Source organism: Mesorhizobium loti (assembly GCF_003148495.1).
GTDB lineage: Bacteria > Pseudomonadota > Alphaproteobacteria > Rhizobiales > Rhizobiaceae > Mesorhizobium > Mesorhizobium loti.
On the sequence record NZ_QGGH01000001.1, the window covers coordinates 79,906 to 92,854 of the forward strand.

Consider the following 12,949-nt stretch of genomic DNA (forward strand, 5'->3'; position numbering starts at 1 on the left):
TCAGTGCGCCTCGCTGTAGGGGTTGCAGGCTTCGTCGAGCGAGAATTCGGGCATCGGGTCGGAGAGGGCGGCCGCGAATGCCTCGTCTACCTCGGCCTTGGCCGCGGCCTCGATCCCGGCAAGTTTCGCCTCGCCGACGTCGCCCAAGAGCGCCTTGCGCGAGACCAGCAGAGGGTCACGCGCCTTCCAGGCCGCAATGTCCTCCGGCTTCTGGTAGCCGCCCATGTCGGAGGTGGAAAAACCCTCGATGCGGTAGGTCTTGCATTCGACCATGCCGGGACCCTCGCCACGCCGGGCACGCTCGACCATGGTCGACACGGCGCGGTAGACGGCCACCGCGTCATTGCCGTCGACGATTTCGGCGGGCATCGCATAGCCGGCGGCGCGGATCGACAGATCCTCGACCGGCGACTGGACTTCTGAGGGAACGGTCAGGCCGAACTGGTTGTGTTCGAGCACGAAGACGACCGGCAGCTTCCACAGCCCGGCCATGTTCATGGCCTCGTGGCAGATGCCGGTCTGCGCGGCGCCGTCGCCGAAAACGCACATGGCGACATTGCCGGTGCCGAGGATCTGCATCGACAGCGCCATGCCGGTGGCGGCCGGAATGCCCGCGCCGACAATGGCGTTGCCGCCGATCACGCCCTTTTCGGCATCGGCCACCAGCATGTGGCCGGCGCGCCCGCCGCAGGCACCGGTGGCCCGACCGAAGATCTCGGCCACCACGGGGTGCACGGCCATGCCCTTGCCGATATAGACCGCGTGGCCGCGATGGGTGGTGGCAACCTTGTCGCCCGCCTCCAGCACGGCGGTCGCGGCGACACCGACGGCTTCCTGGCCATCGCAGCGATGGATCGGGCCGCGCGTGCGTCCCTCCTTGTGAAGCGCTCCAAGCCCCTCTTCCAGATGCCGCACCAGCAGCATCCGGCGATAGATTTCCAGATGTTGTTCGACGGAAGGAGTGTTTTTCACTGGTATCCCCGAGTTCGTGCCGAAATTAAATACAAAAGTGTCGACACTTTGCAAGCGCTTCTGCAAGATAGGGCAAAACAAGTTTGTGAAAAGGGGATCGATCATGCGTTTGAAGGGCAAGGCGGCCATCGTCACCGGCGCCGGCGCCGGTATCGGCGCAGCCGTCGCGGAACTGTTTGTGAAGGAGGGCGCGCGCGTTCTGGTCGTCGACCGCGACGGCGCGCGGGCCAGCGAGGTGGCCGACAGGACCGGAGCGCTGGCCTTTGAGGCGGACGTCTCGGACGAAGCCTCCGTGGCGACGATGGTGCGCCGCGCGCAAGAGGCATTCGGCCGGGTGGACATCCTGGTCAACAATGCCGGCTACGGCATACGCGGCTCGGTCGTCACCACTGCGGCGGCGGATTGGGACGCGCTCATGGCCGTGAACCTCAAGGGCGTCTTTCTCTGCTCCAAATACGTCATTCCTGTCATGGCCGCGGGTGGTGGCGGGGTGATCGTGAACACCGCCTCCAACGTGGCCCATGTCGGACTTGCCGATCGGGCGGCCTATGTCGCCTCCAAAGGCGGCGTCGCGGCGCTGACGCGTGCCATGGCGCTTGACCATGTTGCAGACAAGATCCGCGTCAACGCCGTGGCGCCGGGTGTTACCTGGTCGAGCTATTTCGAAACCATGCTGGAAACTCATCCCGACCCTCAGGGGTTTGTCGCGGCATTGAATGCGCGTTCGCCGATGAATCGCGTCGCGCAACCGACTGAAATCGCAAATGCAATCCTGTGGCTCGCCAGCGACGAATCTTCTTTCGCCACCGGCTCGATCCTGACGGTCGACGGCGGCATGAGCGCCTGGTGAGGCGCGCGCCAGTCGATGGCGGAAAACGAAGCCTGCCGCTTCAGGCAACAGGCCGGATGGAACGCAGGGCACTCAGCATCTCGTCGAGATCGGCGCAGGGCAGGCAGCCAAGGTCCGCTATATCCTTGGTCACGTCGACAGGCAGGCCCGAATTGGACTCCTTGGGCACTTCGTTCAATCGTCCGCCGATGAGCACCGGCAAGGCAAGTCCGCGTGCCGCCATCGCCGCTTTCACGGCCTGTGCATAACGCAGCGCCACGCCGTTGTAGGTGCTGACCGCGATGGCATCGGCCCCTGTTTCGGCGGCGCGGGCGACGAGCGTTTCCGGGTCGACAGCCACACCGGCATCGGCGATGACGATGCCCAGACCTTCGAGCGCCTGTTCGACGAGGTATTTGCCGTGCTCATGCACGTCGGTGGTGCCGATGCAGACGGTTAGGGGTTTAGGGCTTTCCAGCGGCTTTTGCGTTGCGACCCAGGCGACGGCCTTGTGGTTGAGCTCGCGTGCCCATTCGGCATGGATCAGCGGCGTGCGCCCGCGCATGCCGTCCGCGCCCGGGCCGAACAGCGCCTCCATGCGTTTCGGCCCCATGCGGCGGATGGCGAACATCAGCGCGGCCGGGTCTTCGGTATCCACCCCGCGCTCGGCCAGCCCCTTCATGACGGCATCGGCAAAACGGCGCCCGCCTTCGACCAGCACATCGGCCATTGCCTCCACCTTGGTCCAGTCGAAGACCGGATCGTAGAACGGTGCGTGCAGCGTGAGCCGGTGTGCGAAGGTCTGCGCATCGATGATCTCATCGACATCGGGAATGCGCTGGTTCTCGGTCACCGGCACCGGATTGATCGCATGGCCGGAGGGCCATCGCCCAACGGCGAGAATGTCGGCCAGGAGATAACTTGCCAGGCTGGCGTAGTTGCCCGCCGGGGTCGACTGATAGGAAACGGTGTTGCCGAAGATCATGGTGCCCGGCGTGTCGCTGACCCGCACCAGCGCGGAATGGAAAGCAGCGCGCGACAGCGGATCGCTGAAGTGGTGGCCGTAGCAATGGCCGAGCCGCGCGCCGATCAGATCCTCGACGATGTGCTTTTCGACCAGCACCATGCCGAGCGCGCAGGCCATGTCGATGAACAGCCCGGCGAAGCCGTCGTCGAGATTGGAATGGACAAGGATTTCGGCCTCCTGCGCGGCAATCAGGCCGAGCGCGGTGACGGTCGCTTCGGTGGTCGCCACATCATCGTCCCAATAGGGCAGCCGGAAGGTGAAATACTGTCCCAGATTGCCGATGGCCGTTGCCCCGGCGGCGATGGCGGCGCGGGTGTTTTCCACCGCGCCCGGCAGGCCGAGCATGAAGTCGCCGAAATGAGCGGCGGCCGGCGCGGCATTGGTGATGCGCGCGAAATCCTCGGGGCCGGTGAGCACGATGCCGGTGCCGCGCGCAGCCTTGGCGCGCATGGCCTGGGGATAACCCATCGACCAGTCGAGAGTGATGCCGAAACGGTCGACCGTTACGCCTGCCTTGCGGCATTGCTCATGCACCTCGCCGATCGCCGCCACGGTGCGATCGACGCTTCTGAAGCCGATATGGGCGTGCTGCATGACGCGCTTTTCGGCCGCCGCCTTGCGCTTCCACGCGGCCTCGGACGGCATCCCGGTCTCGGTAAGGAAGCGGCAGCTGCCGAGGCACCAGTCGCGCGCCATGGTGCGTCCTTCGGCGAGGAGGTAGGCGCCAGGCTTGAGGCGCGGGTCGATGAGTGCGGGGGCGATTTCAGCGGTCATGATGTTTGCTGTCGGCCTTGGCAATGAAACGACGAATGATGGCGGCAAAACCTTCGGGGTCGGCGAGGGGATGAAAATGCGCACCGGGAACTGAAACAAACCGGGCACCCGGTATCGCAGCGGCGATCGCCTCTGAAAGGGCTGATGGCGTCAGGATATCGCCGGCGGCCGCAATCACCTGGACCGGGGCGTCGATGCGCTGCAGATCGTCAAGGCGGTCGTGGTCGAGCAGCATGCGCACGCGCGCGGCGCTCACCGTCAACGGCGCCAGGGTGCGGGGGGCGGCGGTGACGGCAGCTTCAAGCTGCCCGGCGTTGGTATCAAGGTAGGACGGCTCGTGGCAGAGCACATGGCCTAGGCGCTGGTAGGTCTCGGCTAGGCCGGCCTCCAGCAGCTCGGCGCGGGCGCTGAAGAGCGTGCGGAAACGGCTGTCGGCGCGCGCCCAGGAACTACTGATCGTATAGCTCAGGCCGAGTTCCGCATGATCGAGCGCCAGCACCTGCGCGATGGCGCCACCGGTGGAATGCCCGACAATATGGGCGGGCCCGCCCGTCTGCACCAGGAGGCCGGCAATGTCGCTGGCGATCAGGGGAATGGAGCAGGGGCTTTCCGGGCGATCGCTGCGGCCGGCGCCGCGATGGTCGGTGACGATGATGCGATGGTCGGCCTCGAGCAGGCGTACCACACCAGCCCAGAATCTTCCGTCACCGCCGAGCCCCGGGATGAGGATGAGGCGCGGGCCATGGCCGCCTGATGTCTCGTAGTGGATGCGGCAGCCATCGGCGGCGGTGAAGAAGGGCATCAGTTGCGGCCCTCCCTGTCGAGCAACTCGCCAAGCGCCGCGACGAGGCTGAGCGCGGTCAGCGCCGAAGTCTTGGGATTGCCGGGCGAGGGCGCGTTGACGAGGCGGAAGGAAGCGCTGCCGGCGGAGCTCTCGACCTCGATTTCATGCGTGTTGCCGGTGGCTCTCGGATCGGCAACCACGCTAACGGTGACCTTGTCGATGCCTGCCGCGAGCGCCACGGCGAAGGCGGCGTTGAGGTTTTTCGGATAGAGTTTTGCCGCTTGCGCGGGCGTGCCCTCGAAGAGCGATACTGCTTCGTGCTCGGCTGACAGGCCAAGGGCGGCAAGCTCGGCTCTCCAGGCTGCCTGCGGCTTGCGCGAGGTGTAGCGCACCCGCGCCTCGGGAAGGGCCGCTATCGCCCTGAGATAGTCGAGGCCGCCCAACGCGCCTGACGGCAGGATCAAGCGCGCGCCGCTGTTGCGCGAAGCATCGGTCAATCGGGCGGCAAGTATCGGATCGGAGAACGCACCGATCGAAGCGATCATGGTCGGGATGCCGGCGTCGAGAAGCGCCGGCACATAGGCGGCGACTGCCTGCTGGCTTGCCGCCTCCACCACCGCCCTGGGGCGCGCCTCGATCAGCGCATCCAGCCGCGTGACAGCGCTGACATTCGCCGGCACTGCGGGGCGGGCGCCTTCGCGCGTCAGCGCTACCCAGCGACATGAGTCCTGCGGGAAAGCGGAGACGATCTCGCGCGCGATCGTGCCGAAGCCGATGAGGCCGAGCGTCACCATCCGAGGCTTCTTCAGGGGTTCTGTTTCAGAGGATCGAACTTGTCGGCGAGGTCTGCCCCGAACACTGTCTTGCGCTCGATTTCCAGGACGTTTTCCGGGCGCGGGAAATTGGAGGGCACACGGTCGCCGGGCTTGCGCGGCTTGCCGATCAGGCGAAAGAAGTCCTCAAGCCCGTTCGGCACGATCAACCAGATCCAGCGAAGGCGCGTATCGCCATCGTTGATGAACATGTGACGGACATTCTTCGGCAGGAACACAACGCTGTCCGGTTCCAGCGGATATTCCTTGCCGTCGATGACGGCGCGGCCATGGCCTTCGATGACGTAGACCGTCTCTTCGTTGCGGTCATGCGTGTGTTCGCGAACATAGCCGCCGGGCGCTACCGATTGCGTGCCCAGTGCGAAGGGGTGCTCCATGCCGACGATGTGCGGCGCGAGCGCGACGTCGATATGGCCGTTTGCCGGTACCGGCTGCCAGTAGCTTTCGCGCGTTTCGGTTCCGGAAACATGGATGCCTGTCGGCGCGGGTTGAAGGCGGGTGTCGTCCATGGCTCTGCCTCTCGAAAGGAGCTGCGAAGGTCGTGCGGGGCACGCTGCTGACCAAGAGAGGGTACAGCGCAAAAAGTGTCGACACAATAGTAGACAGATTAAATTTCCTGCCTCTATAGTGCCGTGATGATGATGGCAGGGGAATGCCGATGGGCGAGTACGACGTTCTGGTGATCGGTTCGGGATCGGCGGCCTGCTCGGCGGCGCTGCGGGCCGCCAAGGGCGGCCTCAAGGTGCTTGTCATCGAAAAGAGCGAATGGCTGGGCGGCACCTCGGCCATGTCCGGGGCCGGGGTCTGGATACCCGCCAACCATGTCGCGGCCGAAGCCGGCATCGCCGACAGCCGCGAGGATGCGCTCGCCTATCTGCGCGCGGTCGCGCCCGAAGGGTGGGAGCAGAAGGAAGATACGCTCTGGGGCGCGTTCGCCAAGGCCGCTCCGGACATGCTGCACTTCCTGTCCGTCAACACGCCGCTCGATTTTCGCCTGATCAACGAGCCGGACCCCTTTGCCGAAGCGCCTGGCGGCAAGCTCTACGGCCGCATGCTCTCGCCGAGGCCGCTCAGCCGCCGTATCCTGGGCAAGTTTGCACGGAGCCTGCGCCGCTCAACCCTTCCCCACAGTTTCACCTACCAGGAGATCGTCGACCTCGATCTTTATCACCATCCTATCCGAGCCGGGTTGAAGGTCTGGCCGAAGCTTCTATGGCGATGGCTGACGAATTCCGGCGGCCAGGGCACGGCTCTCATGACCGGGCTCATCAAGGGCTGCCTCGATGCCGGCGTCACATTTCAGCCGGGAACGCGTGCCGTCACCCTGCTCCAGGACCCGGACTCGCGCATCACCGGCGCGGAAGTGGAGAGCGAGGGCCAACATACGAAGATCGTCGCGCGTCGCGGCGTCGTGATCGCAACCGGCGGCTTCGAATGGGACGCCGAGATGCGTGCGCGCCACTTCCCCGGCGCCTTCGACCGGATCGGCAGTCCGCGCGGCAATGAGGGCGACGGCCAGAAGCTTGCGGCTTCCGTTGGCGCGCAGCTGGACCGCATGGATCAGGCGAACGTCTATCCCTGCCTGCCGACGCGCTACCAGGGAAAATCGCACGGCTTGCCGATGACCTTCCAGGCCGAGCCGCACTCGATCGTCGTCGATCGCGATGCAAAGCGCTTTGTCAGCGAAAACGCGTTCAACATCGGCGAGGCGATCGATGCGCGCGGGCCGGACGGCGCGCCGATCCATCTGCCCTGCTATCTCGTTGGCGATCATCGTTTCCTGAAAACGTCGCTGCCTTTCCGCTGGTATGCCTCCTACGAGCGCGATTGGATCAAGAAGGCCGATACGATCGCTGGCCTTGCCGCCAAGCTCGGACTGCCGGCAGCGGCGCTTGAGGAGACAATCGCCCGCTGGAACGGCTTTTGCGCGAAGGGGCACGATGCGGACTTCCAACGCGGCGACAACGGTTGGGAGGCATACAAGGCGCATGGCCCCGAGAATCGGCTGAAGCCGATCGACAAAGCGCCCTATGTCGGCATGACGATCAATCGCTCGATCCTCGGCACCAAGGGCGGCGCTCGCACCAATGAGCGCGCGCAGGTGTTGAGGCCGGACGGTTCGATCATCCCCGGCCTCTATGCGGCCGGGCTTGCCATGGCCAACCCCATCGGCACCCGCGCCGTAGGAGCCGGCACGACGCTGGGGCCCAATCTGACATGGGGCTTCATCGCCGCCGAGACGATCCTGCATCAAAACCGGTAATCGCGGGGCCTCGCGCACCATAAGGAGCGCGCTCATCGCCACGATCCGCTGATGTCCCGTAACCAAAGCTGCAGGACGTATCCAGGCCCTGCGGCATGGCTCGATGACGCGCAACAGAATGGCCACGCGCGAGCCGGCTTCCACAGTATCGCCGGCTGGCACGGCCGAGCACATCTGCTGCGTGCGCGGTTCGAGGGCGTCGCCTTCGAGCACAAGCGCCATGTCGAGACTTTGCACAAAGCGGGCGTCGATTTCGACCAAGTGGTGCTGTCTGGCGGCGGCTCGCGCAGCACGGTCTGGCCGCAGATATTCGCCGATGTGCTGGGCGTGCCCGTTACCGTGGCACGCAGCCGGGAAACCGGAGCCCTGGGAGCGGCGATCGCTGCAGGCGCCGGCGTCGGCATCTTCGCGGACTACAGTGCCGGTGCCGCCGCCGTGACAGCGGCCGCTCGACACTTTGTGCCTGACGAGGCAGTTGCCGACGCATATGCACGGCGGTATCGACTGTACGGCGAGATCAACCAGGCGATGACCCCGATGCGGGAGCGCATCGCCGGACAGCAGGCACGCACGTGACCGAAGCTTCACCGTCCCCGTTCGGCAGTTACGACTACGTCATCGTCGGTGCTGGCTCCGCCGGCTGCGTGCTCGCCAACCGGCTTTCGGCCGATCCGCGCAACAATGTGCTGCTGCTCGAGGCCGGCGGCAGCGACCGCTATCACTGGGTCGATATCCCGATCGGCTACCTCTTCTGCATGGGCAACCCGCGCACCGACTGGATGATGAAGACCGAGCCGGAAGCAGGTCTCAACGGACGCAGCCTCAACTATCCGCGCGGCAAGGTGCTTGGCGGCTGTTCATCGATCAACGGCATGATCTACATGCGCGGCCAGGCCGCCGACTATGATGGCTGGCGTCAGGCCGGCAATGCTGGCTGGGGCTGGGACGATGTCCTGCCCTACTTCCTCAAATCGGAAGACTTCCATGGTGGCAAGAGCGCCATGCACGGAAGCGGCGGCGAGTGGCGGGTCGAACGGCAGCGGCTGTCATGGCCGATCCTCGACGCCTTCCGGGACGCGGCCGAGGAACTCGGCATCCCCCGCACCGACGACTTCAACACCGGCACCAATGAAGGCTCGGGCTATTTCGAGGTCAACCAGAAGAAGGGCGTCCGCTGGAACACATCGAAGGCGTTCCTGCGCGGCATAGCGGCGCGCAAAAACCTGCGCGTGGTGCTCGGCGCGGAGACTGAACGGCTCGAATTCGATGGCCGGCGCGTCATCGGACTCGTCTTCCGCCAAGGCGACCGCCTGCACCAGGTTCGCGCTGGACAGACGATCCTTGCAGCCGGCGCCATCAACTCGCCGAAGCTGCTCGAACTCTCTGGCGTCGGCCGCCCCGACCTGCTTTCGAGCATTGGCGTGGATGTCCGTCACGCCTTGCCGGGCGTCGGTGAAAATCTGCAGGACCATTTGCAGATCCGCACCGTCTTCAAGGTCGCCAATGCCGCGACGCTCAACCAGCGCTACCACAATCTGGTCAGCCGTGCGTCGATGGGGCTGGAATACGCGCTCAAGCGCAGCGGGCCGCTGTCGATGGCGCCAAGCCAGCTCGGCATCTTCGCCAGGAGTGATCCGCGCCTTGCAACGCCCGACCTCGAATATCATGTGCAGCCACTGAGCACCGACCGGCTGGGCGAGCCGCTGCATCGCTTTCCAGCCGTGACAGTGTCGGTCTGCAATCTACGACCGGAAAGCCGGGGCACCGTACATATGGGTTCATCCGATGCACGGGAGGCGGCGAAGATCCGACCGAACTATCTTTCCACCGAGGGAGACCGCACCGTGGCCGTCGCCTCGTTGCGCCATGTCCGCAGTCTGATGAAGGCCCGCGCCGTGGCGCGCTTTGCGCCCGAAGAAATGCTGCCCGGCACGCAGTATGACAGCGACGAAGACCTCATCCGCAAGGCCGGCGATATCGGCACGACGATCTTCCACCCCGTCGGCACCTGCAAGATGGGTTCGGATAACATGGCGGTGGTCGACGATGGCCTGCGTGTTCACGGGCTTGCCGGACTGCGCGTGGTCGATGCCTCGATCATGCCGACAATCGTTTCGGGCAACACCAACTCGCCGGTCGTCATGATCGCGGAGAAGGCAGCCGAGATGATCCTGCAAGAGGCCCGCTGACCGCTATCGGCTTCAAGCCATGGCAACGCCGCGCGATCGCCTTTTCTCCGCGGCCGCGAGCAGGTCGACGAAGGCGCGCACCTTGGCGGGCCGGAACCGGGCCGGTGGAAAGACGGCGTGGATGCCGCCGGTGGGCAAGCTCCAGTCGGCAAACACCGGTACCAGCCGCCCTTCGGCGATATCGTCGCTGACGCTGTAGTCCGGAAACACGCCGAGCCCGATACCGGCGAGCACGCAAGCCAGGGCGGCCGGGCTCTTGTCGCACATGATGATTGGATTGAGCTCGGTCAGCACCCTCTCATTGTCCCTGGAAAACAGCCATTGGCCGATGCCGCGCAGCTGGGCGTTGCCGACCCAGGCCAGCGATCTTGCCTGGCGCGGCGTCACGTCGGGCGGCAGGCTTGCCGCGAAGCCAGGGCTCGCCACCACGGTCTGCCGGATCGTACCCAGGCGCCGCGCCTGGTTCGAGGAGTCGGTGAGCCAGCCGACACGGATACCGAGATCGATCTGCTCGTCCACCAGATTGCTGACCGCGTCATCGAATATGGCATCGACGCGCATGTGCGGATAGGTTCTGAGATAGGCCGCCATGACCGGAGCCACCATCTTGGTGCCGTAGTCGAGCGGCGCGGTCAGTCTCAGCGTTCCGCTCGGTTCGACGCCTCCGCGCGAGATTTCGCCATAGGCCGCCTCCGCTTCCCGCAGGATGATCATCGCGCGGTCATAGAAGAGGCGACCCTCCTCGGTCGGTGTGACACGCCGCGTCGTGCGCTGCAGCAGCGTTGCGCCGAGTTCCTCTTCGAGCTTACCGATCTGATGGCTGACCACGGCCTTGGCGACGCCAAGCCGGTCCGCCGCCGCGGTGAACGAGCCGGTTTCCATCACCGTGGTGAAGTAGGCCAGCCGATTGAGGTTCAGAAGTTCAGCCAAGGTGACAGTCTTTGTCTGATTGAATCAGACAGTTTGTATTATTGGGCGCCATTTATCGCAAGACCCCCGCCTGCCACATAGGAGCCAAGGCATTCGACGAGGCCAGCAGCCGGACCAGGGATGGCAGCGATTATGAGCAATTCAGAAGTGACCTATCTTTTCGATCCACTCTGCGGCTGGTGCTATGGCGCCACCCCGATGCTCGACAGGCTGTCGGCCACCGGCGTGCGCATCGAGCTGCTGCCGACCGGCCTGTTCTCTGGTGCCGGCGCGCGTTCGATGGATGAAGGTTTTGCCGCCCACGCCTGGTCGAACGACCAGCGCATCGAGCGCCTGACCGGACAAGTGTTCACGCCGGCCTACCGGCACAATGTCCTCGATATCAGCGGGACCCTGCTTGATTCGCATGCCGCCACGCTCGGCATCAGCGCCGCTGGCCTGGAAGATCCCAGCCGCCGGCTTGCCGCGCTGAAGGCGATCCAGCGGGCACGCTATGTCGACGGCAGCGATGTCGTGACGACCAGCGGTGTCGCCGAGGTGCTCGCCGCCGCCGGCATGGCGGACGCCGCCGAGATGCTTAAGGCGCCGACCGAAACATTGCTGACGGCCCACCGCGAGCTGGTCGGCCGCGGCCGTGCGCTGTTCCAGCGCCTGCATGCCGATGGCGTGCCTTCGCTGGCGGTCATCCGCAACGATGCCCCCCGGCTCATCGGTTCCAACGCACTGTTCGGCAGCTTCGACAATCTCGTTGCCCATATCGCGGCGGCGTGATCCCGTCCTCCAGAAACCTCCAACAAGGAATAAGGAAACAGACATGGCAAAAGTCGCTCTCATTGGTGCATCGGGTGCTGTCGGTTCGCGCCTACTCAGAGAACTTTCCGATCGCGGCCATACCGTCACCGGCATTGCGCGCAACCCGGAAAAGATCGTCTCGCTTCCGGGCGTGACGGCCAGGAAGGGCGATCTCTTCGACGAGAAGGGTCTGGCTGGCCTGCTGCGCGGCCATGATGTCGTGATCAGCGCGGTGCATTTTCTGGACAGCGATGCCGATAGGCTGATCGCCGCGGTGCGGGCCTCCGGCGTGAAGCGCTATCTCGTCGTCGGCGGCGCCGGCAGTCTCGAAGTCGCGCCCGGCAAGCGGCTGGTCGATACCCCCGAATTCCCGGCGATCTACAAGGCCGAAGCGCAGAAGGGCGCCGACTTCCTGGACAGATTGAAGACGGTCGGCGACCTCGATTGGACGTTCCTGTCGCCATCCGCCATGTTCGTTCCGGGCGAACGCACCGGAAAATTCCGCCTCGGCAAGGACACGCTTCTCGCCTCGGACAAGGGCAGCAGCATTTCCTTCGAGGACTACGCTATCGTCATGGTCGATGAGATCGAGAAGCCGGCCCACATCAGGCAGCGCTTTACCGTCGGCTATTGAGTGGGCGAGTGGTGGCGGCCGAGCCTCAATCGAGGCCGGCCGACGCCAGCCGCATCAGCGCTTCGCGGACGCCGGCGCGCCGGTAGGTCTCGGTGACGAGGCCGTCCTGTCTCAGCGCCTCGCGGCGGCGTTCGACAAAGGCGCGTTCCTCGCTGGTCAGGTCGTGCTCTCGCTTGCGCAGCCATTCCTGGTAGGACGGATCGACTTCCTTGACCGGCTTGGCTGCCGTCGAAACCGAAGCCGGCCGGTTGTCGGTATAGCGGGGCCGCAAGGCGCTGTTGGGGTTGTATTCAGTTCGCCTGTCGTTGCCTGAAATGACGAGGTCGGGATCCGAAACCCGGCCCGACGGGCTGTAGACGAATGCCGACACGATCCGGTCGAGCGCCGCGTCGACTTCCTTCGGCCGGTGCACGACTTCTCGTGGCTGGCGATCGGGGACGGCAAGCCGGGTGATGCCACGATCATTGATGGCGTCGAGCACCTCACGGTGATCGCGCGAGGTGATGACTTCGCGCCGGGCCGGCCAGAAATCATAGGGCGCATGCGCGCCATAGCCCTTGCCGATGTGGAAGGCATAGATTTCCGGATAGACCGTCAATTCGGTGCGGCGGCTTGGCTTGACGTCGTAGAACGAGGTGATGGCGATCTGCAGCAGATGGGTCGCGCCGATGCCGCCAAGCGCGTCGTCGATCACCAGGCCGAAACGGTCATGCGGGTTCCAGTCCGGCAAGGCCTCGGCGATCGAAGCGGGCTTGCCGTCGATCTCGACATCGAACATGTTCGCTTTCAACAATGTCACGACATGCATTGGGCTCTCCTGACGGCCGTCTTTCGATTCGACAAGGCTTCCGATTCGCCAAGTCTTCATCAGACCAGCCATGAACACGCTTGTCAGCCCATATCGGGTTTGGCCCCCTCCTTC

12 protein-coding genes and 1 pseudogene are annotated in these 12,949 nt (G+C 65.0%); 6 read left to right on the forward strand and 7 right to left on the reverse strand.

Annotated elements, in window-relative coordinates; all coding sequences use genetic code 11:
* Positions 1–972 (reverse strand): thiamine pyrophosphate-dependent dehydrogenase E1 component subunit alpha, encoded by a 972-nt coding sequence (locus C8D77_RS00415; RefSeq protein WP_170136639.1) that lies wholly within the window; start codon positions 970–972, stop codon positions 1–3.
* A 103-nt stretch (positions 973–1,075) separates the two neighbouring features.
* Here C8D77_RS00415 and C8D77_RS00420 point away from each other — a divergent pair, with 103 nt between their 5' ends.
* A complete protein-coding gene (locus C8D77_RS00420) occupies positions 1,076–1,822 on the forward strand; it encodes an SDR family oxidoreductase (protein ID WP_109661099.1) in 747 nt (248 codons plus the stop codon).
* A 40-nt stretch (positions 1,823–1,862) separates the two neighbouring features.
* On the opposite strand, the gene C8D77_RS00425 is transcribed toward C8D77_RS00420, so the two are convergent.
* Genes C8D77_RS00425 through C8D77_RS00440 form a run of 4 tightly spaced genes read right to left on the reverse strand, consistent with a single transcriptional unit; the run spans position 1,863 to position 5,728 of the window.
* On the reverse strand, positions 1,863–3,602 hold the full coding sequence (locus C8D77_RS00425) for a cobalamin-dependent protein (protein ID WP_109658647.1): 1,740 nt from the start codon (positions 3,600–3,602) through the stop codon (positions 1,863–1,865).
* The gene (locus tag C8D77_RS00430) at positions 3,592–4,404 is read right to left on the reverse strand and encodes an alpha/beta fold hydrolase (RefSeq protein ID WP_109658648.1); all 813 of its coding nucleotides are present in this window, start codon (positions 4,402–4,404) and stop codon (positions 3,592–3,594) included. Before C8D77_RS00430 ends, C8D77_RS00425 begins: the two co-directional genes overlap by 11 nt.
* Positions 4,404–5,180, reverse strand: a complete 777-nt coding sequence (locus C8D77_RS00435; protein WP_109658649.1) for an aspartate dehydrogenase — start codon at positions 5,178–5,180, stop codon at positions 4,404–4,406. Before C8D77_RS00435 ends, C8D77_RS00430 begins: the two co-directional genes overlap by 1 nt.
* Positions 5,181–5,191: 11 nt before the next feature.
* Positions 5,192–5,728, reverse strand: coding sequence for a cupin domain-containing protein (locus C8D77_RS00440; protein WP_109658650.1), 537 nt, complete (start codon positions 5,726–5,728; stop codon positions 5,192–5,194).
* A gap of 149 nt (positions 5,729–5,877) precedes the next feature.
* Between C8D77_RS00440 and C8D77_RS00445 the strand changes: the two genes are divergently transcribed.
* From C8D77_RS00445 to C8D77_RS00455, 3 genes and pseudogenes are all read left to right on the forward strand, one after another.
* Positions 5,878–7,482 carry an FAD-dependent oxidoreductase gene (locus C8D77_RS00445; protein WP_215732029.1) on the forward strand — a complete coding sequence of 535 codons (1,605 nt, stop codon included), beginning with the start codon at positions 5,878–5,880 and terminating at the stop codon, positions 7,480–7,482.
* A 96-nt stretch (positions 7,483–7,578) separates the two neighbouring features.
* A pseudogene (locus tag C8D77_RS00450) lies at positions 7,579–8,058 on the forward strand (FGGY-family carbohydrate kinase); the annotation flags it as partial.
* Positions 8,055–9,671: a GMC family oxidoreductase gene (locus C8D77_RS00455; RefSeq protein ID WP_109658652.1), complete on the forward strand. Its 1,617-nt coding sequence runs from the start codon at positions 8,055–8,057 to the stop codon at positions 9,669–9,671. The pseudogene C8D77_RS00450 and the gene C8D77_RS00455, both read left to right, overlap by 4 nt.
* A 12-nt stretch (positions 9,672–9,683) precedes the next feature.
* On the opposite strand, the gene C8D77_RS00460 is transcribed toward C8D77_RS00455, so the two are convergent.
* On the reverse strand, positions 9,684–10,601 hold the full coding sequence (locus C8D77_RS00460; RefSeq protein WP_109658653.1) for a LysR family transcriptional regulator: 918 nt from the start codon (positions 10,599–10,601) through the stop codon (positions 9,684–9,686).
* A gap of 132 nt (positions 10,602–10,733) precedes the next feature.
* On the opposite strand from C8D77_RS00460, the gene C8D77_RS00465 reads away from it, so the two are divergent.
* Together C8D77_RS00465 and C8D77_RS00470 are read left to right on the forward strand one after the other, a co-directional pair.
* Positions 10,734–11,372 carry a DsbA family protein gene (locus C8D77_RS00465; RefSeq protein WP_109661101.1) on the forward strand — a complete coding sequence of 213 codons (639 nt, stop codon included), beginning with the start codon at positions 10,734–10,736 and terminating at the stop codon, positions 11,370–11,372.
* A 43-nt stretch (positions 11,373–11,415) separates the two neighbouring features.
* Complete coding sequence (locus tag C8D77_RS00470) at positions 11,416–12,027, forward strand: NAD(P)-dependent oxidoreductase (RefSeq protein WP_109658654.1); 612 nt, start codon at positions 11,416–11,418, stop codon at positions 12,025–12,027.
* A 25-nt stretch (positions 12,028–12,052) separates the two neighbouring features.
* Here C8D77_RS00470 and C8D77_RS00475 read toward each other — a convergent pair whose 3' ends face one another.
* Complete coding sequence (locus C8D77_RS00475; protein ID WP_146211739.1) at positions 12,053–12,835, reverse strand: hypothetical protein; 783 nt, start codon at positions 12,833–12,835, stop codon at positions 12,053–12,055.
* Positions 12,836–12,949 lie beyond the last annotated feature (114 nt).